Here is a 24,852-nt window from a genome sequence, read left to right as displayed (position 1 = left end):
GAGAAAGACCATGATCAAGTACATCTACGACGTGGTGGTCGGCACCTTCACCCAGCTGCGCAGCCTGGTGATGGTGTTCTCCCACGGCTTCCGCAAGCGTGACACCCTGCAGTACCCCGAAGAGCCCGTGTACCTGCCGCCGCGCTATCGCGGCCGCATCGTGCTGACCCGCGACCCCGACGGCGAAGAGCGCTGCGTGGCCTGCAACCTGTGCGCCGTGGCCTGCCCGGTCGGCTGCATCTCGCTGCAGAAGGCCGAGACCGAGGACGGCCGCTGGTATCCCGAGTTCTTCCGCATCAACTTCTCCCGCTGCATCTTCTGCGGCCTGTGCGAGGAAGCCTGCCCCACCACCGCGATCCAGCTGACCCCGGATTTCGAGATGGGCGAGTACAAGCGCCAGGACCTGGTCTACGAGAAGGAAGACCTGCTGATCTCGGGCCCCGGCAAGAATCCGGACTACAACTTCTATCGCGTGGCCGGCATGGCCATCGCCGGCAAGCCGAAAGGCGCCGCGCAGAACGAAGCCGAGCCGATCAACGTGAAGAGCCTGCTGCCCTAAGGAGACGTGCGTGGAATTCGCTTTCTATTTCGCTGCAGGCGTCGCGGTCGTGTCCACCCTGCGGGTGGTCACCAACACCAACCCGGTGCATGCGCTGCTCTACCTCATCATTTCCCTGCTGGCCGTCTCGATGTGCTTCTTCGCCCTCGGCGCTCCCTTCGCCGGCGCCCTGGAGATCATCGTCTACGCCGGCGCCATCATGGTGCTGTTCGTCTTCGTGGTGATGATGCTCAACCTCGGCCCGGCCATCGTCGAGCAGGAACGCAAGTGGCTGAAGCCCGGCATCTGGGTCGGCCCTTCGGTGCTGTCCCTGGCCCTGCTCGCCGAGCTGCTCTACGTGCTGTTAAGCCAGAGCAGCGGCGCCACCATCGGCCAGACCACGGTAGACGCCAAGGCAGTGGGCATCAGCCTCTTCGGGCCCTACCTGCTGGCCGTCGAACTCGCCTCCATGCTGCTCCTGGCAGCCCTGGTCGCGGCCTACCACCTCGGCCGCCACGAAGCGAAGGAGTAACGCCATGCTGCAAGCAATCCCCCTGGAACATGGCCTCGCCGTCGCCGGCATGCTGTTCGGCCTCGGGCTGGTCGGCCTGATGGTGCGCCGCAACATCCTCTTCGTACTGATGAGCCTGGAAGTGATGATGAACGCCGCCGCCCTGGCCTTCGTCGTCGCCGGTGCCCGCTGGGCGCAGGCAGACGGCCAGATCATGTTCATTCTGGTGATCACCCTCGCAGCCGCCGAGGCCAGCATCGGCCTGGCGATCCTGCTGCAGCTGTATCGCCGCTTCCACACCCTCGATATCGACGCTGCCAGCGAGATGCGCGGATGAACCTTCTATTCCTGACCTTCCTCTTCCCGCTGCTCGGCTGGCTGATCCTGTCGTTCTCCCGCGGGCGCTTCTCCGAAAACACCTCCGCCGTCATCGGCGTGGGCTCCGTAGGCCTCTCCGCACTGACCGCGGCCTGGATCATCTTCCAGTTCAACGTCGCCCCGCCGGAAGGCGGCGTCTACACCCAGGTGCTCTGGCAGTGGATGGACGTCGACGGCTTCGCCCCGAGCTTCACCCTGTACCTAGACGGCCTGTCGCTGACCATGCTGGGCGTGGTCACCGGCGTCGGCTTCCTGATCCACCTGTTCGCCTCCTGGTACATGCGCGGTGAAGAAGGCTATTCGCGCTTCTTCTCCTACACCAACCTGTTCATCACCAGCATGCTGTTCCTGGTGCTCGGCGATAACCTGCTGTTCCTGTACTTCGGCTGGGAAGGCGTGGGCCTCTGCTCCTACCTGCTGATCGGTTTCTATTACAGCAACCCGAACAACGGCAACGCCGCGCTCAAGGCCTTCATCGTCACCCGCATCGGCGACGTGTTCATGGCCATCGGCCTGTTCCTGCTGTTCATGCACCTGGGCACCCTGAACATCCAGGAGCTGATGGTGCTGGCCCCGCAGAAATACGTGGCCGGCGACGCCTGGCTGTGGATCGCCACCCTGATGCTGCTCGGCGGCGCCGTGGGCAAGTCCGCCCAGCTGCCGCTGCAGACCTGGCTGGCCGACGCGATGGCGGGCCCGACCCCGGTTTCCGCCCTGATCCACGCGGCCACCATGGTCACCGCGGGCGTCTACCTGATCGCCCGTACCCACGGCCTGTTCCTGCTGACCCCCGAGATCCTCGAGCTGGTCGGCATCGTCGGTGGCGTCACCCTGGTACTGGCCGGCTTCGCCGCGCTGGTGCAGACCGACATCAAGCGCATCCTCGCCTACTCCACCATGAGCCAGATCGGCTACATGTTCCTCGCCCTGGGCGTGGGTGCATGGGACGCGGCGATCTTCCACCTGATGACCCACGCCTTCTTCAAGGCCCTGCTGTTCCTCGCTTCCGGTGCGGTGATCAACGCCTGCCACCACGAGCAGAACATCTTCAAGATGGGCGGCCTGTGGAAGAAGCTGCCGCTGGCCTACGCCAGCTTCATCGTCGGCGGCGCGGCCCTCGCGGCCCTGCCCCTGGTCACCGCCGGCTTCTACTCCAAGGACGAGATCCTCTGGGAAGCCTTCGCCAGCGGCCACCAGTGGCTGCTCTACGCAGGCCTGGCCGGCGCCTTCCTGACCTCGATCTACACCTTCCGCCTGATCTTCATCGCCTTCCATGGCGAGGCCAAGACCGAGGCCCATGCCGGCCACGGCGTGGCCCACTGGCTGCCGCTGTCGGTGCTGATCGTGCTGTCCACCTTCGTGGGCGCGCTGATCACCCCGCCGCTGCACGGCGTGCTGCCGCAGAGCGTCGGCCATGCCGGCGGCGAAGCGCAGCACAGCCTGGAGATCGCCTCGGGCGCCATCGCCCTGGCGGGCATCCTCCTGGCCGCCCTGCTCTTCCTCGGCAAGCGTCGCTTCATCAGCGCCGTCGCCCAGAGCGCGCCGGGCCGCTTCCTCGGCGCCTGGTGGTACGCCGCCTGGGGCTTCGACTGGGTCTACGACAAGCTGTTCGTCAAACCGTACCTGCTGATCACCCGCCTGCTCGGTCACGACCCGATCGACTCCGGCATCGGCCTGATCCCACGCATCGTGCGGGGCGGCAACGGCCTGCTGAGCAGCAGCCAGACCGGCCAGTTGCGCTGGTACGCAGTATCCCTGGTCGGCGGAGCCGTGCTCGTGCTCGGCGCCGTGTTGCTGACTTGAATCTTCTTAAGGAAACCAGCCCGTCATGATTCTGCCCTGGCTAATCCTGATCCCCTTCATCGGCGGCCTGCTGTGCTGGCAAGGTGAGCGCTTCGGCAACACCCTGCCGCGCTGGATCGCGCTGCTGACCATGTCCCTGCTGTTCGGCCTCGGCCTCTGGCTGTGGGCCACCGGCGACTTCACCCTGGCGCCCTCCCCCGAGGCCGGCCCGGTGTGGGCGCACGAGTTCAAGGTCCAGTGGATCGAGCGTTTCGGCATCACCATCCACCTCGCGATGGATGGCCTGTCGGTCCTGATGGTCACCCTCACCGGCCTGCTCGGCGTGCTGTCCGTGCTCTGCTCCTGGAACGAGATCCAGAACCGCGTCGGCTTCTTCCACCTGAACCTGATGTGGATCCTCGGCGGCGTCGTCGGCGTGTTCCTCGCCGTCGACCTGTTCCTGTTCTTCTTCTTCTGGGAAATGATGCTGGTGCCGATGTACTTCCTCATCGCGCTCTGGGGTCACAGCGGCAGCAAGGGCAAGACCCGCATCACCGCCGCCACCAAGTTCTTCATCTTCACCCAGGCCAGTGGCCTGGTGATGCTGGTGGCCATCCTCAGCCTGGTGTTGATCAACTACAACAACACCGGCGTGATGACCTTCAACTACGCCGACCTGCTCAAGGTCCAGCTCACCCCGACCGCCGAATACCTGCTGATGCTCGGCTTCTTCATCGCCTTCGCGGTGAAGTTCCCGGTGGTGCCGTTCCACTCCTGGCTGCCGGACGCCCACGCCCAGGCCCCGACCGCCGGCTCCGTGGACCTGGCCGGCATCCTGCTGAAGACCGCCGCCTACGGCCTGATGCGCTTCGCCCTGCCGCTGTTCCCCCATGCATCGGCCGAGTTCGCGCCCATCGCCCACTGGCTCGGCGTGTTCGCCATCATCTACGGCGCCCTGCTCTCCTTCGCGCAGACCGACATCAAGCGCCTGGTGGCCTTCTCCAGCGTCTCCCACATGGGCTTCGTGCTGATCGCCATCTACTCCGGCAGCCAGATCGCCCTGCAGGGCGCGGTGGTGCAGATGATGGCCCACGGCCTTTCCGCCGCGGCGCTGTTCATCCTCTGCGGCCAGCTCTACGAGCGCCTGCACACCCGTGACATGCGCGAGATGGGCGGCATCTGGGGCCGCATGCCCTACCTGCCGGCCATCAGCCTGTTCTTCGCCGCGGCGGCCCTCGGCCTGCCCGGCACCGGCAACTTCGTCGGCGAGTTCCTGATCCTGGTCGGCTCCTTCCAGAAAGCCGCCTGGGTCACCGTCATCGCCGCCACCGGCCTGGTGTTCGGCTCGGTCTACTCGCTGATCATGATTCACCGCGCCTACTTCGGCCCGGCCAAGTCCGACACCCCGCTGCTGGGCCTCAAGCCCCGCGAGCTGACAATGGTGCTCGGCCTCGCCGCCCTGCTGATCCTCCTGGGCGTCTACCCGCAACCGGTGCTGGACACTTCCGCCGCTAGCATGCACGGCGTGCATCAGTGGCTGGACGCAGCCTTCACCCAACTCGCCTCGGCCCGGTAGCTGTTATGGAACATCACGCTGTGGAATTCACGACTCAACACCTGATCGCCCTGCTGCCGCTGCTCGTCGCCTGTGCCACGGTCGTCGTAGTGATGCTGGCGATCGCCTGGAAGCGCAACCACACCCTGACCTTCGGGCTCTCGGTGATCGGCCTCAACCTGGCGCTGCTGTCGATCATCCCGGCCCTGGGCGTCACGCCCATCGAGGTCACCCCGCTCCTGAGGATCGACACCTTCGGCTGCTACTACATGGGCCTGGTGCTGGCATCGACCCTCGCCTGCGTCACCCTGATCCACGCCTACCTGGGCGGCAACACCGGCCAGGGCTACCCGGGCAACCGCGAGGAGATGTACCTGCTGATCCTGCTGTCCGCCTGCGGCGGCCTGGTGCTGGTCACCGCGCAGCACATGGCCGGCCTGTTCATCGGCCTGGAGCTGCTCTCGGTGCCGGTCTACGGCATGGTGGCGTACGCCTTCTTCAACAAGCGCTCGCTGGAAGCCGGCATCAAGTACATGGTGCTCTCGGCCGCCGGTTCCGCCTTCCTGCTGTTCGGCATGGCCCTGCTCTACGCCGACGCCGGCACCCTGAGCTTCGCCGGCATCGGTGCGAGGTTCTCCACCGAAGGCGCACCGAACATGCTGGTGCACCTGGGCATCGGCATGATGCTGATCGGCCTGGCGTTCAAGCTCTCCCTGGTGCCCTTCCACCTGTGGACCCCGGACGTGTACGAAGGCGCCCCGGCACCGGTATCGGCCTTCCTGGCCACCGCCAGCAAGGTCGCCGTGTTCGCCGTGCTGCTGCGCCTGTACCAGATCTCCCCGGCCACCGCCGGCGGCTGGCTGAACGACCTGCTGGGCGCCATCGCCATCGCCTCGATCCTGTTCGGCAACCTGCTCGCGCTGGTGCAGAACAACATCAAGCGCCTGCTGGGCTACTCCTCCATCGCCCACTTCGGCTACCTGCTGATCGCCTTGATCGCCAGCAAGGGCATGGCCGTGGAAGCCATCGGCGTCTACCTCGCCACCTATGTGCTGACCAGCCTCGGCGCCTTCGGCGTGGTGACCCTGATGTCCACCCCGTACAACGGCCGCGACTGCGACGCCCTGTACGAGTACCGCGGCCTGTTCTGGCGCCGCCCGTACCTGACCGCCGTACTCACCGTGATGATGCTGTCGCTCGCCGGTATCCCGCTCACCGCGGGCTTCATCGGCAAGTTCTTCGTGATCGCCGCCGGTGTCGAGTCGGGCCTGTGGCTGCTGCTGGGCGTGATGGTCCTGGGCAGCGCCATCGGCGTCTTCTACTACCTGCGGGTGATGGTCACCCTGTTCCTGGTGGAGCCCAACCTGCGCCGCCACGACGCCGACCTGCACTGGGCGCAACGCGCCGGCGGCATCATGCTGCTGTTCGTCGCCCTGCTGGCCTTCTTCCTCGGCGTCTACCCGCAGCCGCTGCTGGACCTGGTCCAGCACTCCGGCCTGGTGGCACTCGCACACTGAAGCTACTCGCTGCAATGAAAGAACCCGGCCTTGGCCGGGTTTTTTCTTGCGTGGAAAACGGGAAGCTCATCCGCGGCCCGAACACCCCGGCGACGCCTCCGCGCTGCCCTCCCCCACCCCGGCCCGACCATTGCCCTCCGGCGATGCAGAGCATCCGTCCCCGGCATACAATCCCCCCTTCAGCAAGGATGCCGCCCCATGCACGACACGCCAGACCTTTCGTTCGACCCCGGCTTCCTCGACGCCCCCGACGAGCTCTTCCAGCACCTGGTGGCCAGCGTCGAGTGGGACACGCGCATGCGTGCCCGCCGCACCGCCAGCTTTGGCGTCGCCTACAACTATTCGCAGATCGATTACCCCGCCACCTCGCTACCGGACGCCCTACAGGCCTTGTGCGAACGGCTGCACCGACGGCTGGGCTTCCTGCCCAACAACTGCCTGCTCAACCTCTACGAGGACGGCCAGTCCTCGATGGGCTTCCATTCCGACGACTGCTCCGAACTGGCTGCCGATACCGGCGTCGCCATCCTCTCGCTCGGCAGCGCCCGGCCGATTCACTTCCGCAGCAAGGCGGACCGCCAGCGGGAAGTCACCTGGGAGCTGTCGCCGGGCTCGCTGCTGTATATGGACCAGGCCGTCCAGGCCCACTGGCTGCACGCCATTCCCCGGGTTGCGTCAGCCGGGCCGCGCATCAGCCTGACCTTCCGCCGCATCCTGCGCTGAGCGAGGGTCAGGGCAGCTTCACCTGGCGCCGGGTGCTGGTGAACAGGTCCCAGCTGGACATGAACAGTGCGGCGATCAGCGGGCCGATGACGAAGCCGTTGAGGCCGAACAGCGACAACCCGCCCAGGGTGGAGAGCAGCACCAGGTAGTCCGGCATGCGCGTGTCCTTGCCCACCAGGATGGGGCGCAGCACGTTGTCCACCATGCCGATCACCAGCACCCCGAACACCGCCAGCACCACGCCCTGCCAGGTACTGCCCGAAAGCAGCAGGTAGGCCGACACCGGCGCCCAGATGATCCCCGACCCCACCGCCGGCAACAGCGAGAGAAACGCCATGATCACGCCCCACAGCAGCGCGCTGGGGATGTCCAGCACCCAGAAGATCAGCCCGCCCAGGGTGCCCTGCAGCGCGGCCACCACCACGTTGCCCTTCACCGTGGCACGGACCACGCGGGTGAACTTGATCTGCAAGCGGCGCTTGTGGTTGTCCCCCAGGGGCACCGCGGTGCGGATGCCACGGACGATGTCCAGGCCGTCCCGCAGGAAGAAGAACAGCAGGTAGAGCATGAGGAAGAAGCCGATCACCACCTGGAAGGTGTCCTGGCCGATGGAGAACGCCTGGGTGGCGATGAATTGGCTGCCCTGCATGGCACCGCTGGCGATGCGGTCGCGCAGCCCGTCGAAATCGTTGAGGCCGAAACGGTCGAGCTGGTGCTGAAGGAACTCGGGCAGCACCTCGCGCACCCGCGCGACATAGGAGCCGACGTCCAGCTCGCCGGAATCCAGCCGTTGGTAGAGATCCGCCCCCTGCTGCACCAGCAACGCGGCGATGAGGAACACCGGCAGGATCGCCACCAGCAGGCAGACGCCCAGGGAGATCAGCGCCGACAGGTTGCCGCGTCCCCCCATCCTCAGGGCCAGCCGCCGTTGCAGGGGGCTGAACACCACCGCCAGCACCACCGCCCAGAACACCGCGCCGTAGAACGGCAGGAGAATCCAGCCGAAGGCCAGGGTCACCAGGACCAGCAGGAGGATCAGCGATCGGATTTCAAGGGGGTAACGGGATTCGGACATGGAGCGGACGCCGTCAGGTGGGGTTCCTGATTAGTCCGCCGCGAAGCGGGCAAAGTGCGAAGACTTTGTGGGCGTGGCGAATGGGGGCGTGGTTCTCCAGTGGATCCCCGCGCTCGCGGGGATGACGGGGAAACGGGATTTCCACCCACGTCACTCCCTGCGAACGCGGGAGCCCACTGAAAGGAATCAGATGCGGAACTGGCGCACCAGAGCCCCCAGGCGCTCACCAAGGGCCGCCAGGCTACGGGCGGTCTGTGCGCCCTGCTGGGTCTCGTCGGCGACGCTGTCAACGGCGACGGCGATCTGGTGCACGCTGCGGTTGATCTCCTCGGCCACGGCCGTCTGTTCCTCGGCGGCGCTGGCGATCTGCGCGTTCATCGCATTGATGGTCCCGATCAACTGGGCGATGGCGTCCAGCGAGGAGCCGGCCTGGTTGGCCTGTTCACTGGTGATGTCGCCGGCGTCGCTGGAGCGGCGCATGGAGGTCACAGCCTCCTGTGTGCCCTGCTGCAGGCGGTCGATCATGCCCTGGATTTCCTGGGTGCTCTGCTGGGTGCGGCTGGCCAGCGCGCGCACCTCGTCGGCGACCACGGCGAAGCCTCGGCCCGCCTCGCCAGCACGTGCGGCCTCGATGGCGGCGTTGAGCGCAAGCAGGTTGGTCTGCTCGGCAATGGAACGGATCACCCCCAGCACGCTGACGATCGACTGCACGTCCTGCTGCAAACTGTCCAGGGACGCGCCGCTCTCGCGGATGTCCCCCACCAGCGCATGGATGCGGGTGATGCTGCCATCCACCACCTTCTTCGCCGCCTGGCCTTCCTGGTCGGTCTGCTGGGCAGCCTCTGCGGCACCTTGGGCGCTCTTGGCCACCTCGTGCGCCGCGGCGGACATCTCGTTGATCGCCGTGGCCACCTGATCGGTCTCGTGGCGCTGGCGCTCCATGGCCTGCTCGGAGCGATGCGCCTGTGCCGAGACCTCACCCACCAGGCCGGTAAGCTGGCCGGTCATATCGACGATCTGGCGCACCAGGCCGTGGATCTTCTCGACAAAGCGGTTGAAGGACCCCGCCAGCTCACCCAGCTCGTCATGGCTGTTGGCCGGCAGGCGGCGAGTCAGGTCGCCTTCACCCGCGGCGATGTCGTCCAGATTGGCCTTGATCTGCTGCAAGGGACGCAGGAATGCGTTGCTCAGCGCGGTGCCGACGATGCCGAACACCACCAGCAGGATCGCGGCGATCACCGCGATGCTGGTAAGGATGGTGCTGATGCGTGCGTCGATCGCCTCCTGCACCGCAGCCACCTGGGCCTCGACGCCATCGAGGTTGACCGCGGTGCCGAGTGCCATGTCCCATTTGGGCAGGTAGTAGGTGTAACCGAGCTTGGGTACCTGCACGCTCTCGTTGCCCGGCAGCGGCGAGTGATAGAACACGTAGTGGCTGTCGTCCTTGGCGACCCGGACCAGCTCGTCGTTGACGGCCACGCCGTTGACGTCCTTGCGGCCCGAGAAGCTCTTGCCCACGTCCACCGGGCTGTCGCCGCGGAACAGGCGGATCACCTGCGAATCGTAGGCGAAGAAATAGCTGTCCTTGCCGTACTTGATCTTCTTGAGGATCTCGATGGCCTGGTCCCGGGCCGCCATGTCGTTGGCCGAGGACGCGTCATAGAGAGTCTGGACCGAGCCCAGGGCGATCTGCATGTAGTGCTGCAGCTCCTGGCGGTTCTCCTGGATCAGCCGCTCGCGGGTTTCCTTCACCTCGCCTTCCGCCAGGTTGAGCAGCACCTTGGCGGCGGCGCCACTGAGCACGAGGGCGAAGAGGATCACCGGCGCGAGCGCCAGCAGCAGGACCTTGGATTTGAGTGTCAGGCGCATATTTCCATTCCTTGAAGGGAGGCAGGCCGGGAAAACGAGGCGGGATCGACCGCTTATCGGCAGCCCCGTGAATAGCTGTAGCGGTTGGTGGGCACCAACGTTCAGCCGGGCAACACGGTGGCTGTCAGAGAAGCATGGCCGCCGCCCAGCCGAATGCCAGTAGCGGCAGGTTGTAATGCAGGAAAGTGGGTACCACCGTGTCCCAGATGTGATCATGCTGGCCGTCGACATTGAGGCCGGCAGTCGGGCCCAGGGTGGAGTCCGAGGCGGGCGAGCCGGCATCTCCCAGGGCACCGGCGGTGCCGACGATGGAAACGATGGCCAGTGGGCTGAAGCCCAGTTGCATGCCCAGCGGCACGAAGATCGCCGCAATGATCGGTACGGTGGAGAACGAAGAGCCGATGCCCATGGTCACCAGTAGGCCCACCAGTAGCATCAGCAGCGCGCCAAGGGCCCGGCTGTTGCCGATCAGCGCGGCAGAGGCCTCCACCAGGCTGGTCACCTGGCCGGTGGCACGCATCACTTCGGCGAAACCGGCGGCGGCGATCATGATGAAGCCGATCATGGCCATCATCTTCATGCCCTGGGTGAACAGGTCGTCGACCTCGTTCCAGCGCACCACCCCCGACAGCGAGAACACCAGGAAGCCCACCAGCGCACCGACGATCATCGAGTCCAGCCACAGTTGCACCACGAAGGCGACGACGATGGCCACGCCCGCCACCGCCAGGCTGCGCCGGTCGTACTTCGCCTCCACCTGCTCGGCGCGGGCGATCAGCGCCAGGTCGTAGGTGCGCTTGCGGCGGTAGCTGACGAACACGGCCAGGAACAGGCCGGCCACCATGCCCAGCGCCGGTATCAACATCGCCTCGGCGACATTCACACCGGTAACGTCGACGCCACTTTTCGCCACGTTGGCCAGCAGGATCTCGTTGAGGAAGATGTTGCCGAACCCCACCGGCAGGAACATGTAGGGGGTGATCAGGCCGAAGGTGATCACGCAGGCCACCAGGCGCCGGTCGATCTGCAGGCGCGTCAGCACATACAGCAGCGGCGGCACCAGCAGCGGGATGAAGGCGATGTGGATTGGCAGGATGTTCTGCGAGGAGATGGCCACGCACAGCAACAGGGCGATGAGGACCCATTTCAGCGCAGCGCCGCCCGCCTCCCCGCCACGCACGACCCGGCCGACGATGCCGTCGGCCAGCGCGTGGGCCAGCCCGGAGCGGGCGATGGCCACGGCGAAAGCCCCCAGCAGCGCGTAGGACAGGGCGACGGTCGCGCCACCACCGAGCCCCTTGTTGAAGGCATCCAGCGTGCCCTGCACACCCAGGCCGCCGAGCAGGCCACCCGCCAGCGCACCGATCACCAGGGCCATTACCACGTGCACCCGGCACAGGCTCAGCACCAGCATGATGGCGACAGCTACAATCACCGCATTCATCCGCTTCTCTCCCGCCTTGCGGTGTCCCGCAAAAAAAGCCGCGTACTCTGCCGAATGAGCGGGCGGGTGTCAAAAGAAACGCCGTGCGAAATACTGGACACCCTGTGCATAATATTTGCATCCAAATTAGCCGCTCCCATGCATTCCGTATGGAGCCGCATCGCCATGGCAGGCGCATCAAGTTTTTCCCTGCCGCGCCGATAGCGGCTTGCAGTCCGACGAGATAGAAGGAAAGCCCCATGCCGTTCAGTCGCCTGTCCATTCAGTGGAAGATCACCCTGCTCGCCGGCCTTTGCCTGCTGGCCATCGTGACCCTCCTGGTCGGTGCCTCGCTCTACCAGTCCAAACGCAGCGCCGAGCTGGTGAAGTCCGCCAGTTCGCAGATGCTCGACCAGAGCGCACGCCAGCGCATGCAGGCCCGTGGCGAGCTGCAGGCCCTGCGCATCCAGCGCTACTTCATGGACACCTACCAGTACGGCAAGGGCTTCTCGCGCCAGGTGCTGTTCCTCAAGGACCAGGCCGAGAAGCGCTTCCTCGACGCCTTCGACCTGCGCGAGGACATGACCCGCCAGGTGAAGACCAGCCTGGAGGCCAACCCCAACCTGCTCGGCCTCTACCTGGTGTTCGAGCCCAACGCCCTGGACGGCAAGGACGAACTGTTCATCGACCAGGCCGAGCTGGGCAGCAACGACAAGGGCCGTTTCTCGCTCTACTGGTCGCAGGCCACCCCCGGCAAGCTGGAGTCCGAATCCATGACCGAGGAGCTGCTCGGCGACAGCAGCCCCATGGCCAGCGGCATGCCCTACAACACCTGGTACACCTGCCCGCTGAAGACCCGCGACTCCTGCGTGCTGGAGCCCTACTACGACGACGTCGGCGGCAAGAAGGTGCTGATGACCAGCATCGCCTTCCCCCTGGAGCTGAACGGCAAGGTGATCGGCGTCATGGGCCTGGACATCAGCCTGGACAGCCTCCAGCAGCTCAGCATCGATGGCAGCAAGGACCTCTACGACGGCCAGGGCCAGGTCAGCATCATCAGCCCCACCGGGCTGCTCGCCGGCCACAGCCGCGACGCCTCGCAGCTCAGCCTCAAGCTGGACAAGGCCTTCGGCACCGACGCCGGCGAGATCGCCGCGGTGGTCACGGCCGGCAAATCCGCCGAAATCGACCACGATGGCGTCCTGCGCGTCATCCAGCCGTTCAAGCCGATCCCCACGAGCGCCGCCTGGAGCGTGCTGCTGGAAGTGCCGGACAAGGTCCTGCTGGGCCCGGCCCTGAAGCTCGAGGCACAACTCGATGAGCAGAGCGCCTCCAGCAGCCTGGTGGCCACCCTGATCGGCCTCGCCGCCGCCGTGGTCGGCCTGCTGCTGGTGTGGCTCACCGCCCTGGGCGTGACCCGGCCCATCCTCGGGGTGGCCGCCATGCTGAAGAACATCGCCAGCGGCGAAGGCGACCTCACCCGCCGCCTGGACTACGCGCGCCAGGACGAGTTGGGCGAACTGGCCGGCTGGTTCAACCGCTTCCTCGACAAGCTGCAGCCGATCATCGCCGACGTGAAGCGCTCGGTGCAGGACGCCCGCAGCACCGCCGACCAGTCCGCCGCCATCGCCAGCCAGACCAGCGCCGGCATGCAGCAGCAGTACCGCGAAGTGGACCAGGTCGCCACCGCCTCCCACGAGATGAGCGCCACCGCCCAGGACGTCGCCCGCAGCGCCGCCCAGGCCGCCGAAGCCGCGCGCGGCGCCGACCATGCCACCCGCGACGGCCTGGGCGTGATCGGCAAGACCACCAGCGCCATCGAGCAACTGGCCAGCGAGATGAGCGCCGCCATGGAGGAGGTCCAGGGCCTGGCCAGCAGCAGCGAGCAGATCGGCTCGGTACTGGAGGTGATCCGCGCCATCGCCGAGCAGACCAACCTGCTGGCGCTCAACGCCGCCATCGAGGCGGCCCGCGCCGGTGAAGCCGGGCGCGGCTTCGCCGTGGTCGCCGACGAGGTGCGCAACCTCGCCAAGCGCACCCAGGACTCGGTGGAGGAAATCCGCCAGGTGATCGAAGGCCTGCAGAACGGCACCCGCGAAGTGGTCGGCTCCATGCACAGCAGCCACCGCCAGGCCCAGGGCAGCGTCGAGCAGGTCGAGCACGCGGTCGCCGCCTTGCACCGCATCGGCGACGCGGTGGCGGTGATCACCGACATGAACCTGCAGATCGCCAGCGCCGCGGAGGAGCAGAGCGCGGTGGCCGAGGAGATCAACCGCAACGTCGCCGCCATCCGCGACGTCACCGAATCCCTCTCCGGCCAGGCCCAGGAATCCGCCCAGGTCAGCCAGGCGCTCAACCGCCTGGCCAACCACCAGCAGGGGCTGATGGACCAGTTCCGCGTCTGATGCGAACCAGTGGACGCCCGCGCCAGGGCGTCCACTGCGCCCTGACACCATTTGCCCGCCCGACTGACGCGCCGGTGCTTGTCCGCCGTTTCGCCGCCAGCTAGCCTGCGTCATCCCTCAGCAAGGAAACCCGAGATGCTCAACTACGCCATAGTCGCCGGCTCCAGCCGTGCCAACAGCCAGTCCGGCAAGGTCGCCCGCTTCATTCGCCAGCGCCTGGTGGAACTGCAACTGGCCAGCGAAGCCCACACCAGCGTCATCGACCTGGGCGCCCGGCCGCTGCCCCTGTGGCCGGCCGACGACACGGGCCCCTGGTCCGAATTCCAGCAGCAGCTCAAGGCCGCCGACGCGGTGATCGTCATCGCCCCCGAGTGGAACGGCATGGCTTGCCCGGCGATCAAGAACTTCTTCATCTATGCCAGCAAGGCGGAACTGGCCCACAAGCCGGGCCTGCTGGTAGGCGTGTCCTCGGGCATCGGCGGCGGCTACCCGATCAGCGAGCTGCGCGCCTCCAGCTACAAGAACTGCCGCCTTTGCTACCTGCCCGAGCACCTGATCGTGCGCGGCGTGGAGAAGGTGCTCAACGGTGCCGAAGTGGCCGGTGAAGACGACCAGCGCATCCGTGCACGCATGGACTACGACCTGGACATCCTGGCCAAGTACGCCAGCGCGCTGAAGCCCGTCCGCGAAACCATCGACCTGAGCATCCCGGCCTTCGCCAACGGCATGTGAATCCCCCGCCCCGTGCCACTCGGCGCGGGGCTCCCCCACATCCACGTCGCCCGCGCGCCCGCGTGGACGACGCTTCATCCGTCCACCATTCGCGCTCCCAGACAGCACCACTGTGCACCCACGAGCCCCCCGCCCTACGAAACCGTAGGAGCGAGCTCTGCTCGCGAAGCTGTGGCTGGACTCTGTGGGAGCGAATTCATTCGCGATGAAGTGCCTGGCCACTCGCAGCCCTGTACCGGCGGTGGGTCTTTCGCGGCTGAAGCCGCTCCTACAGATAGCACTCGGAGCGGGGCCGAGCATCGCCGCGTTGGGCCTCGCTGCGCTCGGCGCCAACCTACGGTTCGCCCCTTACAACGAGAACGCCCGCTGCACCACCTCGCTGCGCGGATCATCGTTGGGCGCGACCAGCGCGTAGTTGTAGCCATCGCGCGACCAGTAGCGCGCTTCCAGCTCGCCATCACGGCGGCTGCCGGCGGGCATCTCGGCGTAGAGCGAACCGGGCGAGCGCAGGTACAGGCTGATGCGCTGCCCGCCCACGTCCTCGAACAGCAGGATGGCCGCGGCGCCCTGCTCGTTGGTCAGCAGACGCCCGCCCACGGGGTGGAAACCGTAGGGCGCGAGGTCGGGGATGCGCGAGGCATGGCTGAAGCGCTGGTCCAGCCAGGCCTGCAACTGCCCCGGATCACGGGCGGCGACATCGACCACGCTGGCCTGCCCGGTGGCGAACAGGCGGTGGGCCTCCAGGGCGTCCTGCATCGGCGGGTTCTCCGCCAGCAGCGTGCGGTCACGGGCCTGCCAGCCGCCCAGGCCGCCGAATCCCAGGGCCAGCACCAGCGCGGCGGCCGTGGCCAGGCGCTGGCGCCGACGCGCACGCAGGGAGCGGCGGATCGCCAGCGGGTCCAGCGCCGGGTTGGCCGGGCGTGCTTCCAGGTTGGCGAGGCCGGCCCGCAGTTGCTGGGCATCCCGGCGCCAGGCGTCCACGCGAGCGCGCGCCTCGGGGTCGCTCGCCAACCAGGCTTCCACCCAGGCCCGCTGGCCCGCGTCCAGCTGGCCGTCCAGGTAGGCGTGCAGGTCGTTCTCACTGGGTTCCAGGCGATTCATTTGAGTATCCGTAGCGGGGGGTTGGCGATTTCGCCCTCGGCCAGCTCGCGCAGGGCCTTGCGCGCACGGGACAGGCGGGACATCACGGTGCCGATGGGTACGTCCAGGGCCACGGCGGCCTCCTTGTAGCTCAGGCCCTCGACGCTCACCAGCACCAGCAGCGCACGCTGCTCGGCGGGCAGGCGGGCGAAGGCTTCGAGGGTGGATTGCGCCATCACCCGTTCCTCGGTGGAGGGGGCTTCGGCCGGCGCCGCGCCGAAGAACTCGAGGATGCGTGCATAGCGCCGGGCACGTCGCTGGCCGTCGAGGAACTTGCGGTAGAGGATCGCGAACAGCCAGGCGCGCAGGCTGCCGTCGGTACGCGGCCCGGCACGGCCGTCCAGTGCGCGCTCCAGGGTCGCCTGCACCAGGTCGTCGGCGCTGGCGGGGTTGCGCGTCAGCCACAGGGCGAAGCGGCGCAGGCGCTGCAACAGCTCGCGGAGTTCGTCGTCATCAATGTCGTGCATGGGTGGCGCGGCTCGTCGTGGATCGGGTGCGAGGAAGACGCCCGGGAAACGACTTTATTCCAGGTGCCGGGAATAAATCTCCATCCCGTTCGTCCCACGGGCTCGACGACCCGATCGCTCACCCTGGAGCCACCGATGAGCCAACCCCCGCTTTCCCCCTCCCAGACCCTGGGCCGCCTGGCGCTGATAGGCCTCGGCCTGGCCACGCTGGCCGGCACCTTCGCCTACGTCGCCGGCTGGATCGGCCCGCAGCGCCTGACCCCACAACGCATCATCGATACTTTCGAGGCCAACGCCGGCAGCTACCCCGGCTACCGCAAGAACCACGCGAAGGGCCTCTGCGTCAGCGGCCACTTCGCCAGCAACGGTGCGGCCGCCGGGCTGTCCCGCGCCGAGGTGTTCGCCCCGGGCGAAGTGCCGGTGGTCGGGCGCCTGGCCATCGGTGGCAGCAATCCCTACGCGCCCGATGCCAGCGTGCCGGTGCGCAGCCTGGCGCTGCAGCTGCGCACGGCCAGCGGCCAGGAATGGCGCACCGGCATGAACACGCCACCGGTGCTGCCGGTCTCCGGCATCGAGGGTTTCTTCGAGCAGGTGCTGGCCTCCAAGCCCGACCCGGCCACCGGCAAGCCGGACCCGGCGCGCCTGCAGGCCTTCTTCACCGCCCACCCGGAAAGCGCCGCCTTCCGCCAGTGGGCCAAGGACAACAAGGCCTCCAACAGCTTCGCCAACGCCACCTACAACAGCATCAACGCCTTCCGCCTGGTGGACGGCGACGGCAATGGCCGCTACGTGCGCTGGGCCATGGAGCCGGAGACGCCCTACCAGCCGCTGGCCGGTGAGGCGGACGACAAGGACTTCCTCGCCCACGACCTGTTCCAGCGCCTGCAACAAGGGCCGCTGCGCTGGCACCTGGTGCTGACCCTGGCCGAGGCCGGCGACCCCAGCGATGACCCGTCCCGCCCCTGGCCCGCCTCGCGCCAGCGCATCGACGCCGGCACCCTGGTGATCGACCGGGCGCAGGCCGAGGACCAGGGCGCCTGCCGCGACCTCAACTTCGACCCGCTGATCCTCCCCGACGGCATCGAGCCCTCGGACGACCCGATCCTCGCCGCCCGCTCGGCGGCCTACGCCGTGTCCTTCAACCGCCGCACCCGTGAAGGTGTGCCCACCGCCCCCGCAGGAGCCCACCCATGAACCGCCACGCCTCGGGCTTCAGCCCCCTCGCCCGCCTGCTGCACTGGTCCATGGCGCTGCTCATCCTCGCCATGCTGTTCATCGGTGCCGGCATGGTGATCACCCTGTCCACCCGCCACACCTGGCTGGTGGAGCTGCACAAGCCGCTGGGCCTCGTCCTGCTGGTGCTGGTGCTGCTGCGCATCGCGGTACGCCTGCGTCGGCCACCACCTGCGCTGCCTGCCGACCTCCCGGGTTGGCAGCGCGGGCTCGCCCATCTCTCGCACCTGCTGCTCTACGCACTGATGCTGGTGATGCCGCTGGTGGGCTGGGCGATGCTGTCCGCCGGCGGCTACCCGGTGGTGGTACTCGGCTGGCTGCAGCTGCCAGCGATTGCGCCCCATGACGCCGCGCTCTACGCCGTGCTGCGCCAGGCCCACTACTGGCTCGGCTACCTGCTGTTCGCCACGGTGCTGCTGCACCTGGGGGCGGCGCTGTTCCATGGCCTGATCCGCCGTGACGGCGTGCTCGCCAGCATGGCGACCGGCAACGCGAAACGCTGACGGCAGGCACCCGGCGCATGGCCGGGCCGGCAAACGAACGGCCATGCGCGCGGTCTACGCAGCTGGACCCACTCGATGGAGAACGCCCTTGAAGACTCACCGCTCCCTGCTCGCCACCCTGCTGCTCTGCGCCGCCGGCGCCCAGGCCTCCACCCCCGAGGCCTGGCAGGAGCAGGACAGGCGCATGCTCGCCGCCTGTACCCAGCTCAGCGGCCTCAAGGAGGTGAGGGCCGCCGGCAAGCCGGTGCTCTTCGACGATCGCCTCGGGCTCACCGCCCTGGTGCTCAGCGGCCGCTACCCCCAGGCCCACATGAACAACCGCGCGGGCCGCGAGCTGTGCCTGTACCAGCGCAAGACCGGCAAGGCCTACCTCAGCGAAGCCGACAGCCTGATCGAGCCCCGCAAGCCCTGATCGAAAAGAACGGTTACAGCGCCACGGCTGCTTTTCCTGTCGCGGCGCACCGTTGTCTGGCAAAACCCTTGCCCACCCCCGTACCGGACCAAGGAGCCCCCACCATGCGCATCGCCTTCACCGCCCTGCTGCTGAGCCTCGTCCTGCCCGCCCTCGCCGCCGAACCGCCCGCCTACGGACCGGAACTGGAGGGCTTCGACTACCCGCACCCGGTCAAGCGCTTCGCCTTCGAATCCCAGGGCGAGCAACTGCAGATGGCTTACATGGACGTCCAGCCCGGCAAGCCCAACGGCCGCACCCTGGTGCTGCTGCACGGCAAGAACTTCTGCGGCGCCACCTGGGAGGGCAGCATCCAGGTACTCGTCCAGGCCGGCTACCGCGTAGTGGTGCCGGACCAGGTGGGTTTCTGCAAGTCCAGCAAGCCGCAGCGCTACCAGTTCAGCTTCCAGCAACTGGCGGCCAACACCCATGCGCTGCTGGCCAGCCTGGGGCTGGAGAAGGTCACGCTTCTGGGCCATTCCATGGGCGGCATGCTCGCGACCCGCTATGCATTGCAGTACCCGGAGCAGGTCGAGCAGTTGGTGATGGTCAACCCCATCGGCCTGGAGGACTGGAAGGCCAAGGGCGTGCCCTGGCGCAGCGTCGACGAGTGGTACCAGCGCGAGCTGAAGACCACCGACGAGGCCATCCGTACCTACCAGAAGAACACCTACTACTCGGGCCAGTGGCGGCCGGAGTTCGACAAATGGGTGGAGATGCAGGCCGGCATGTACCGCGGCACGGGGCGCGAGGCGGTGGCCTGGGACTCGGCGCTGACCTACGACATGATCTACACCCAGCCAGTGGTGCACGAGTTCGACAAACTACGCATACCGGTGCTGCTGCTCATCGGCCAGACCGACAACACCGCCCCCGGCAAGGACGCCGCGCCCGAAGCGCTGCGCGGCCGGCTGGGCAACTACAAGGTGCTCGGCCAGGAAGCCGTCGAACGCATCCCCAATGCCCGCCTGGTGACCTTCGCCGAGCTCGGCCATTCGCCGCAGATCCAGGCGCCGGAGGTGTTCCACGAGGCGCTGCTGGAAGGCCTGCGCACCCGCTGAGGTCGCACCCGGGCCGGCGCTGCACTATCATCGCCGGCCATTCACCCCGGGAGCCCCGCCCATGAGCAACGAAATCACTCTCCTCAACCGCCTGGCCAACAGCGACATGCTGGAGATCGATGGCCTGCACGCCTGGCAGTTCGAGCTGGACGCCGGTGCCCTGCTGGTCGAGTGCGTCGATGGCCGTACCCAGCGCCGCTGGCAGTTCAGCGCGGAGCAGGTCCTGGCGGCGCGGTTCGACGGGGACAAGGGCGCCTGGACGATCCATGACGACCAGGGCCCGCACAGCCTGGTGTGCATGGAAGCCTTCAGTGGCAGCAACGACGACGAGCCGGACGAGGCCGCCAACGACGACGGAATCGACCGGGGCTGAGGCTTCAGCTCACCACGTTGCGGATGTAACGCACCGCGACTTCGCCACGGTTGGCATAGCCATAGGGCTGGCTGCTGGCGAAGACATGGAAGTTCCCCGCGCCGACGCGCACCTCGCCGCCTGGCAATTCCAGGGTCAGCTCGCCCTCGGTGACGTAGACCATCTCCCGCCAGCCTTCGGCATCGGCCTCCGACACATAGCGTTCCCCCGGCTCCAGCGACCAGGCCCAGAGCTCGACCTCGCGCCGCGCCGGTGCGCTGGCCAGCAGGGTGGCGCGGCTGCGGGGGTCGCGGCCGACCCAGGCGACCGCCTCGATGCGCGAGCGGTCGGGCCGGCTCGGCGCCTGCACCAGGTCGGGGAAGAGCACGCCCAGTGCCTCGGCGATGCGGTCCAGGGTGGCCAGGCTGACGTTCACATCGCCGCCCTCGATGCCGACGATCATCCGCCGGCTCACCCCCGAGGCGGTGGCGAGGGCATCCTGGCTGAGGCCGAGTTCCTTGCGCAGCCGGCGCACATTGCCGGAGACGTGTTCGAGTACGTTGGGTCGGTCCATGGTGTTGGGCAATATATTGCTCAAAGGCTGAATTTTGCGCATTATGTTGCACATAACCAACCAGAACAAGCGTCACCTCCTCGCCACTGCCTGATCCGGACCCTTCCATGAATTCCCGCACCCTCACCTCGACGCTGCTTCCCGTCGGCATCCTGCTGGTCGCCATGACCTCGGTACAAAGCGGCGCCTCCCTGGCCAAGTCGCTCTTCCCCGTCATCGGTGCCCAGGGCACCACCAGCCTGCGCCTGATCTTCGCCGCCCTCTTCCTGCTGCTGGTGCTGCGCCCCTGGCGCACCCGCACCAACACCGGCGCCCTGGGCAGCGTCCTGGCCTATGGCACGGCATTGGGCTTCATGAACCTGCTGTTCTACATGTCGCTGCAGACGGTGCCGCTGGGCATCGCCGTGGCGCTGGAGTTCACCGGCCCGCTGGCGGTGGCGATCCTGTCCTCCCGTCGCCTGCTGGACTTCGTCTGGATCGCCCTGGCCGTGGCCGGCCTGGCGCTGCTGCTGCCCATCGGCGAAGGCGCCGCCGGCATCGACCCGCTGGGCGCCGCCTATGCGCTGGGCGCCGGGGTCTGCTGGGGGCTCTACATCATCTTCGGCCAGCGCGCCGGGGCCGAACACGGCATGCAGAGCGCCTGCCTGGGCGTGATGGTGGCCGCCTTCGTCGCCGCGCCCTTCGGCATGGTGCACGCCGGCACGGACCTGCTGAACCTCGCCCTGATCCCCACCGCGCTCGGCGTGGCGCTGCTCTCGACCGCCATCCCCTACACCCTGGAGATGTACGCCCTGACCCGCATGCCGGCGCGCACCTTCGGCACGCTGATGAGCATCGAGCCGGCCCTGGGCGCCCTCTCAGGCCTGCTGTTCCTCGGCGAGCGCCTGTCCCTGCTGCAATGGCTGGCCATCGGCGCCATCATCCTCGCCTCCATCGGCACCACCGCCAGCATGAAGAGCCGCCAGGAAGCCGAAGGGCTGATCCCCGCCGACTGATCCGCTGCGAATCTTCTTGCCGAGAAGCGCCCTCCTGCGCAAGGCTATCGCCAGCCTTGCGCACCAACAGGATCAACCATGAACAAGTTCACTCCCGGCCCCAGCGGCTGCCCCAAGGTCAGCTGGCAGCTGGACCAGATCGTCTCCGAACTGCGCGCCGCCCGCGCCGAGTGGCGCAACCGCCATGGCCGTACCCAGGACCGTGGCGGTCGCGAACTGCCGTCGCGCGTCGCGGTCGGCCAGATCATCGAAGCCATCAGTGGCGCCCTCTTCCCCATGCGCCTCGGCCCCACCGACCTGCGCGAGGAGAGCGAAGACTTCTACGTCGGCCACACCCTGGACACGGCGCTCAACGCGCTGGTGATCGAAGTGCGCCGCGAGCTCGGCTACGCCGCCCGCAACGGCAGCGCCGACGATGGCGACAGCGAGTGCCAGGCGATCCGCGTGGTGAAGGGCTTCGCCGCCGCGCTGCCGCAACTGCGCGTGCTGCTGGACACCGACGTGCTGGCCGCCTACCAGGGCGACCCCGCCGCGCGCAGCGTCGACGAGGTGCTGCTGTGCTACCCGGGCGTGCATGCGGTGATCCACCACCGCCTGGCGCACTACTTCTACAGCAACGGCCTGCCGCTGCTGGCGCGCATCATCGCGGAGATCGCCCACTCGGCCACCGGCATCGACATCCACCCCGGCGCCACCATCGGCAAGAGCTTCTTCATCGACCACGGCACGGGCGTGGTGATCGGCGAGACGGCGATCATCGGCGAGCGGGTGCGCATCTACCAGGCGGTGACCCTGGGCGCCAAGCGCTTCCCCTCGGACGAGTCGGGCAACCTGCAGAAGGGCCAGCCGCGCCACCCGATAGTCGAGGACGACGTGGTGATCTACGCCGGCGCGACCATCCTCGGGCGCATCACCATCGGCAGGGGCTCGGTCATCGGCGGCAACGTCTGGCTGACCCGCAGCGTGCCGGCGGACAGCAACATCACCCAGGCCACCCTGCAGAACGATTGCGGCGCCTGAGACGCCCTGCCCAGCCAGCAAAGAACCCCGCGCAAGCGGGGTTCTGCGCATCAGGCCGAGGTTTCCCGCGGCACGAACAGGCGGCGGGTCAGCATCAGGTGGAGAACGAAGGCGATCAGCGCGGCCAGCGGGATCGCCGTCAGCGCGCGGGTGATGCTGGAGCCGAAATCGGCCTGGCTCTGCAGCACCTCCAGGCGGCCGAAACGGGACGGCGCGGCATTGGCGTAGGCCACCTTCACCGAGGCGCCCTCCCTGAGATAGGGCTCGGCATTGGCGGCGGAGGTCTCGAAGGTGCCGTCGTAGGCCTTGCCAGCCACCTCGAAGACATAGTGGAAGTGGTAGGTCTCGCTGGTACGGCCGCGGCGGTGGTGTTCCTCGGTCACGGCGTCCAGGCTCACCGGCGCCACCACCTCGGAATGGTCCTTGAGGATGGCGTTGGCATCGAGGTAGTTGAGGATCGCGGTGACGATGAGGAAGCCAGCGCCGATCATGGCGGCGAGGCTCAGCAGGATCATCGACACCTTGCTGAGGGTGCGGTGGGTTTCGGGCGAAGTCTTGAAGCTGATCATGGCGTCCCTTCCGGTTGGAGCCCTGGCATGCCAGGGCGGCGTCAGGCGTACGACTCGCCCGGATAACCATGGAAAGCCAAGCGCGGCATCGGAAAATCGGAAGCGGCAAGCACTTGCTGCTGCACGGGCCCACCCTTCCATGGCAAGTTAATAGCACTAAGCTAGCATCCAGAAGCAAGGGAACCCCTTGATTGAAGTCACACCCTGTTACATTCATTGCAAGGTCGATGACACAGTGCCGCGCGGCAGGATCGCACTGCCGCCAGCGGACCATGGACGGAACGCTGAGCCTCCACTTCATCCAGAGCAGATAGCCGTTCCAGAGGTACCGATGTGAGCACCACGGCCAACCGATTCTCTTCCCTGCTGCATCTCGTGCGCCTGCATTTCGGCATCGGTGCCGTCGTGCTCATCGAGCCCGATGGCCCGCTCGCCTGCGACGGCATCGACCAGCAAAGGGCCGCGCGGGTGCTGGTCTCCGGCACCCCGCAACCGCTAGCCCGCTGCCCCATCGCCGATGGCGGCGGCGAACTGCTGCTGTTCGACGACCAGCCCCGCGAGGTGGACCCAGTCGCACTGGCCGAATTCGCCAACCTGGCGAGCGAATTGTTCACCCGGCACCGCGAAGTGCTGGGCATGCGCGAATGGCTGCGGGTGCTACGGGAAAAGGAACAGCGCCTGGCCCTCGCCGTCGCCGGCAGCGGCACCGGTATCTGGGACCGCGACGTGGTCAATGGGCTGATCCACTACTCGCCCGGCTGGAAATCACTGCTGGGCTATGCCGACGACGAGATCGGCACGCGCATCGAGGACAGCTACACCCGCGTCCACCCCGATGACCTCGACTACGTGAAGCGCAGCATCCTCGAGCATTTCGAGCAACGCACCCCCGACTACCAGGTGGAGCACCGCCTGCGCCACAAGGACGGCCATTACATCTGGGTGATCAGCCGCGGCAAGGTGGTGGAGCGCGACGACCAGGACCGCCCCCTGCGGATGCTCGGTACCACCACCGACATCACCCGGACCCGGCACATGGCCGAGCGCCTGCAGCAGAACCTCGACCTGCTGACGGACCTGACCAACGAGATCCCCGGCATGGTCTTCCAGTACCTGCGCCTCGCCGACGGCAGCGGCAGCTACCGCTATGTCAGCGCCGGCAGCCAGGACGTCTATGGCCTTTCCCCCGAACAGCTGAAGCTGCCGACGGGGCGCGAGCGCATCCTGGCGCTGATCCACCCGGACGACCTGGCCGCCTACCAGGACTCCCTGGAGACCTCGGCAGTGGCCCTCACCCCCTGGCACATGGAGTACCGGGTGCTGGTGCCCGGCCGCGACACCGGCTGGCGCCAGGGCAATGCACACCCCAAGCGCCTGGCTGACGGCAGCGTGCTCTGGCACGGCTTCGTCACCGACATCACCGAACACAAACGCATCGAGGCGGAGTTGCAGGCACTGGCCACCACCGACTTCCTCACCCAGCTGCCCAACCGCCGTCACTTCATGTCGCGCATCGAGGAAGAACTGGCCCGGCTGCGCCGCCCCACCGGCCATGGCGCCGCCCTGCTGATGCTCGACCTGGACCACTTCAAGGTGATCAACGACCGCTGGGGCCATGCCGTGGGCGATGAGGCACTGCGCCATTTCGCGACCCTGCTGGTGCAGCAGATGCGGCGGGTGGATTTCGCCGGGCGCATGGGCGGCGAGGAGTTCGCCGTGGTGCTCAACGATGCCAGCCACGACAGCGCCCTGGTGTTCGCCCAGCGCCTGCAGCAGCAGCTGGCGGAGACCCCGTTGCGCCACCAGGGCGAGGTGATCCCCCTGACGGTGAGCATCGGCATCACCCGCATCAGCGCCGACGACGCCACGGCCGAAGCCGCGCTGTCGCGCAGCGACCTGGCGCTCTACCGCGCCAAGGCCAACGGCCGCAATCGCATCGAGAGCCATTGAGCGCAAACGCCGCCATGGCGATGCGGGGC

The 24,852-nt window shown here is 67.4% G+C and carries 24 protein-coding genes and 1 pseudogene; 18 read left to right on the top strand and 7 right to left on the bottom strand.

The window, feature by feature from the left end; genetic code table 11:
• The first annotated feature begins 10 nt into the window (after positions 1-10).
• The 7 genes from nuoI (at position 11) to WFQ67_RS22950 (ending at position 7,004) form a co-directional block, all read left to right on the top strand.
• Positions 11-559: an NADH-quinone oxidoreductase subunit NuoI gene (gene nuoI, locus WFQ67_RS22980; RefSeq protein WP_021219042.1), complete on the top strand. Its 549-nt coding sequence runs from the start codon at positions 11-13 to the stop codon at positions 557-559.
• A 10-nt stretch (positions 560-569) separates the two neighbouring features.
• Positions 570-1,070 carry an NADH-quinone oxidoreductase subunit J gene (gene nuoJ / locus WFQ67_RS22975; protein ID WP_337058311.1) on the top strand — a complete coding sequence of 167 codons (501 nt, stop codon included), beginning with the start codon at positions 570-572 and terminating at the stop codon, positions 1,068-1,070.
• Between the two features lie 7 nt (positions 1,071-1,077).
• A complete protein-coding gene (gene nuoK, locus WFQ67_RS22970) occupies positions 1,078-1,386 on the top strand; it encodes an NADH-quinone oxidoreductase subunit NuoK (RefSeq protein ID WP_031287559.1) in 309 nt (102 codons plus the stop codon).
• Positions 1,383-3,230 (top strand): NADH-quinone oxidoreductase subunit L, encoded by a 1,848-nt coding sequence (nuoL, locus tag WFQ67_RS22965; protein ID WP_337058310.1) that lies wholly within the window; start codon positions 1,383-1,385, stop codon positions 3,228-3,230. The genes nuoK and nuoL overlap by 4 nt, the downstream gene beginning before the upstream one ends.
• 25 nt (positions 3,231-3,255) lie before the next feature.
• Positions 3,256-4,785, top strand: coding sequence for an NADH-quinone oxidoreductase subunit M (nuoM, locus tag WFQ67_RS22960; protein ID WP_173174310.1), 1,530 nt, complete (start codon positions 3,256-3,258; stop codon positions 4,783-4,785).
• A 20-nt stretch (positions 4,786-4,805) separates the two neighbouring features.
• Positions 4,806-6,281 carry an NADH-quinone oxidoreductase subunit NuoN gene (gene nuoN / locus WFQ67_RS22955; protein WP_213629752.1) on the top strand — a complete coding sequence of 492 codons (1,476 nt, stop codon included), beginning with the start codon at positions 4,806-4,808 and terminating at the stop codon, positions 6,279-6,281.
• A 198-nt stretch (positions 6,282-6,479) separates the two neighbouring features.
• Positions 6,480-7,004, top strand: coding sequence for an alpha-ketoglutarate-dependent dioxygenase AlkB family protein (locus WFQ67_RS22950; protein WP_213629750.1), 525 nt, complete (start codon positions 6,480-6,482; stop codon positions 7,002-7,004).
• Between the two features lie 7 nt (positions 7,005-7,011).
• Here the strand turns inward: WFQ67_RS22950 and WFQ67_RS22945 are convergent, their stop codons facing one another.
• The 3 genes from WFQ67_RS22945 to WFQ67_RS22935 form a co-directional block, all read right to left on the bottom strand.
• Entirely contained in the window at positions 7,012-8,079 is a 1,068-nt protein-coding gene (locus WFQ67_RS22945) for an AI-2E family transporter (RefSeq protein WP_213629748.1), read from the bottom strand.
• Between the two features lie 186 nt (positions 8,080-8,265).
• The gene (locus tag WFQ67_RS22940; protein ID WP_213629746.1) at positions 8,266-9,948 is read right to left on the bottom strand and encodes a methyl-accepting chemotaxis protein; all 1,683 of its coding nucleotides are present in this window, start codon (positions 9,946-9,948) and stop codon (positions 8,266-8,268) included.
• A gap of 124 nt (positions 9,949-10,072) precedes the next feature.
• Positions 10,073-11,392: a Na+/H+ antiporter family protein gene (locus WFQ67_RS22935; protein WP_337058309.1), complete on the bottom strand. Its 1,320-nt coding sequence runs from the start codon at positions 11,390-11,392 to the stop codon at positions 10,073-10,075.
• A gap of 239 nt (positions 11,393-11,631) precedes the next feature.
• On the opposite strand from WFQ67_RS22935, the pseudogene WFQ67_RS30510 reads away from it, so the two are divergent.
• The 3 genes and pseudogenes from WFQ67_RS30510 to WFQ67_RS22925 all read left to right on the top strand — a co-directional run.
• Positions 11,632-12,918: pseudogene (locus tag WFQ67_RS30510) on the top strand (PDC sensor domain-containing protein); the annotation flags it as partial.
• 102 nt (positions 12,919-13,020) lie between these two features.
• Complete coding sequence (locus WFQ67_RS30505) at positions 13,021-13,776, top strand: methyl-accepting chemotaxis protein (RefSeq protein ID WP_420803758.1); 756 nt, start codon at positions 13,021-13,023, stop codon at positions 13,774-13,776.
• Positions 13,777-13,911: 135 nt separating this feature from the next.
• On the top strand, positions 13,912-14,508 hold the full coding sequence (locus tag WFQ67_RS22925) for an NADPH-dependent FMN reductase (RefSeq protein WP_213629740.1): 597 nt from the start codon (positions 13,912-13,914) through the stop codon (positions 14,506-14,508).
• A gap of 348 nt (positions 14,509-14,856) precedes the next feature.
• On the opposite strand, the gene WFQ67_RS22920 is transcribed toward WFQ67_RS22925, so the two are convergent.
• Positions 14,857-15,609, bottom strand: coding sequence for an anti-sigma factor family protein (locus tag WFQ67_RS22920; RefSeq protein WP_213629738.1), 753 nt, complete (start codon positions 15,607-15,609; stop codon positions 14,857-14,859).
• A complete protein-coding gene (locus WFQ67_RS22915) occupies positions 15,606-16,115 on the bottom strand; it encodes a sigma-70 family RNA polymerase sigma factor (RefSeq protein ID WP_213629736.1) in 510 nt (169 codons plus the stop codon). Before WFQ67_RS22915 ends, WFQ67_RS22920 begins: the two co-directional genes overlap by 4 nt.
• A gap of 135 nt (positions 16,116-16,250) precedes the next feature.
• Here WFQ67_RS22915 and WFQ67_RS22910 point away from each other — a divergent pair, with 135 nt between their 5' ends.
• From WFQ67_RS22910 to WFQ67_RS22890, 5 genes are all read left to right on the top strand, one after another.
• On the top strand, positions 16,251-17,309 hold the full coding sequence (locus WFQ67_RS22910; RefSeq protein ID WP_337058307.1) for a catalase family peroxidase: 1,059 nt from the start codon (positions 16,251-16,253) through the stop codon (positions 17,307-17,309).
• Positions 17,306-17,851, top strand: coding sequence for a cytochrome b (locus tag WFQ67_RS22905; RefSeq protein ID WP_337058306.1), 546 nt, complete (start codon positions 17,306-17,308; stop codon positions 17,849-17,851). The genes WFQ67_RS22910 and WFQ67_RS22905 overlap by 4 nt, the downstream gene beginning before the upstream one ends.
• Before the next feature lie 88 nt (positions 17,852-17,939).
• Positions 17,940-18,263 carry a hypothetical protein gene (locus WFQ67_RS22900; RefSeq protein ID WP_244863031.1) on the top strand — a complete coding sequence of 108 codons (324 nt, stop codon included), beginning with the start codon at positions 17,940-17,942 and terminating at the stop codon, positions 18,261-18,263.
• Between the two features lie 104 nt (positions 18,264-18,367).
• Positions 18,368-19,363, top strand: a complete 996-nt coding sequence (locus tag WFQ67_RS22895; RefSeq protein WP_213629730.1) for an alpha/beta fold hydrolase — start codon at positions 18,368-18,370, stop codon at positions 19,361-19,363.
• A 61-nt stretch (positions 19,364-19,424) separates the two neighbouring features.
• Complete coding sequence (locus tag WFQ67_RS22890; protein WP_337058305.1) at positions 19,425-19,736, top strand: DUF5629 family protein; 312 nt, start codon at positions 19,425-19,427, stop codon at positions 19,734-19,736.
• A 4-nt stretch (positions 19,737-19,740) separates the two neighbouring features.
• Here the strand turns inward: WFQ67_RS22890 and WFQ67_RS22885 are convergent, their stop codons facing one another.
• A complete protein-coding gene (locus WFQ67_RS22885) occupies positions 19,741-20,331 on the bottom strand; it encodes a helix-turn-helix domain-containing protein (protein WP_337058304.1) in 591 nt (196 codons plus the stop codon).
• Between the two features lie 65 nt (positions 20,332-20,396).
• On the opposite strand from WFQ67_RS22885, the gene rhtA reads away from it, so the two are divergent.
• Positions 20,397-21,284 carry a threonine/homoserine exporter RhtA gene (gene rhtA, locus WFQ67_RS22880; RefSeq protein WP_337058303.1) on the top strand — a complete coding sequence of 296 codons (888 nt, stop codon included), beginning with the start codon at positions 20,397-20,399 and terminating at the stop codon, positions 21,282-21,284.
• Between the two features lie 78 nt (positions 21,285-21,362).
• Positions 21,363-22,304 carry a serine O-acetyltransferase EpsC gene (gene epsC, locus WFQ67_RS22875; protein WP_213629724.1) on the top strand — a complete coding sequence of 314 codons (942 nt, stop codon included), beginning with the start codon at positions 21,363-21,365 and terminating at the stop codon, positions 22,302-22,304.
• Positions 22,305-22,354: 50 nt separating this feature from the next.
• Here the strand turns inward: epsC and WFQ67_RS22870 are convergent, their stop codons facing one another.
• The gene (locus WFQ67_RS22870; RefSeq protein WP_337058302.1) at positions 22,355-22,873 is read right to left on the bottom strand and encodes a DUF3592 domain-containing protein; all 519 of its coding nucleotides are present in this window, start codon (positions 22,871-22,873) and stop codon (positions 22,355-22,357) included.
• Between the two features lie 333 nt (positions 22,874-23,206).
• On the opposite strand from WFQ67_RS22870, the gene WFQ67_RS22865 reads away from it, so the two are divergent.
• Positions 23,207-24,823 carry a sensor domain-containing diguanylate cyclase gene (locus WFQ67_RS22865; protein WP_244863030.1) on the top strand — a complete coding sequence of 539 codons (1,617 nt, stop codon included), beginning with the start codon at positions 23,207-23,209 and terminating at the stop codon, positions 24,821-24,823.
• The last annotated feature ends 29 nt before the right edge of the window (positions 24,824-24,852 follow it).

The sequence above is a fragment of the Pseudomonas sp. USHLN015 genome (assembly GCF_037153275.1).
GTDB classification, from domain to species: domain Bacteria; phylum Pseudomonadota; class Gammaproteobacteria; order Pseudomonadales; family Pseudomonadaceae; genus Metapseudomonas; species Metapseudomonas tohonis.
Note: the sequence above shows the minus strand (reverse complement) of the source record. Positions and strands in the feature narration are given on the sequence as shown.

Excerpts from the sequence above, each read along its gene's own strand:
- epsC (WP_213629724.1), top strand. The coding sequence starts at position 21,363 with ATGAACAAGTTCACTCCCGGCCCCAGCGGCTGCCCCAAGGTCAGCTGG.
- nuoL (WP_337058310.1), top strand. The coding sequence starts at position 1,383 with ATGAACCTTCTATTCCTGACCTTCCTCTTCCCGCTGCTCGGCTGGCTG.
- WFQ67_RS22910 (WP_337058307.1), top strand. The coding sequence starts at position 16,251 with ATGAGCCAACCCCCGCTTTCCCCCTCCCAGACCCTGGGCCGCCTGGCG.
- nuoM (WP_173174310.1), top strand. The coding sequence starts at position 3,256 with ATGATTCTGCCCTGGCTAATCCTGATCCCCTTCATCGGCGGCCTGCTG.
- rhtA (WP_337058303.1), top strand. The coding sequence starts at position 20,397 with ATGAATTCCCGCACCCTCACCTCGACGCTGCTTCCCGTCGGCATCCTG.
- WFQ67_RS22885 (WP_337058304.1), bottom strand. The coding sequence starts at position 20,331 with ATGCGCAAAATTCAGCCTTTGAGCAATATATTGCCCAACACCATGGAC.
- WFQ67_RS22940 (WP_213629746.1), bottom strand. The coding sequence starts at position 9,948 with ATGCGCCTGACACTCAAATCCAAGGTCCTGCTGCTGGCGCTCGCGCCG.
- WFQ67_RS22870 (WP_337058302.1), bottom strand. The coding sequence starts at position 22,873 with ATGATCAGCTTCAAGACTTCGCCCGAAACCCACCGCACCCTCAGCAAG.
- WFQ67_RS22915 (WP_213629736.1), bottom strand. The coding sequence starts at position 16,115 with ATGCACGACATTGATGACGACGAACTCCGCGAGCTGTTGCAGCGCCTG.
- WFQ67_RS22950 (WP_213629750.1), top strand. The coding sequence starts at position 6,480 with ATGCACGACACGCCAGACCTTTCGTTCGACCCCGGCTTCCTCGACGCC.
- WFQ67_RS22920 (WP_213629738.1), bottom strand. The coding sequence starts at position 15,609 with ATGAATCGCCTGGAACCCAGTGAGAACGACCTGCACGCCTACCTGGAC.
- nuoI (WP_021219042.1), top strand. The coding sequence starts at position 11 with ATGATCAAGTACATCTACGACGTGGTGGTCGGCACCTTCACCCAGCTG.
- WFQ67_RS22925 (WP_213629740.1), top strand. The coding sequence starts at position 13,912 with ATGCTCAACTACGCCATAGTCGCCGGCTCCAGCCGTGCCAACAGCCAG.
- WFQ67_RS22890 (WP_337058305.1), top strand. The coding sequence starts at position 19,425 with ATGAGCAACGAAATCACTCTCCTCAACCGCCTGGCCAACAGCGACATG.
- WFQ67_RS22905 (WP_337058306.1), top strand. The coding sequence starts at position 17,306 with ATGAACCGCCACGCCTCGGGCTTCAGCCCCCTCGCCCGCCTGCTGCAC.
- WFQ67_RS30505 (WP_420803758.1), top strand. The coding sequence starts at position 13,021 with ATGCAGCAGCAGTACCGCGAAGTGGACCAGGTCGCCACCGCCTCCCAC.
- WFQ67_RS22935 (WP_337058309.1), bottom strand. The coding sequence starts at position 11,392 with ATGAATGCGGTGATTGTAGCTGTCGCCATCATGCTGGTGCTGAGCCTG.
- WFQ67_RS22945 (WP_213629748.1), bottom strand. The coding sequence starts at position 8,079 with ATGTCCGAATCCCGTTACCCCCTTGAAATCCGATCGCTGATCCTCCTG.
- WFQ67_RS22895 (WP_213629730.1), top strand. The coding sequence starts at position 18,368 with ATGCGCATCGCCTTCACCGCCCTGCTGCTGAGCCTCGTCCTGCCCGCC.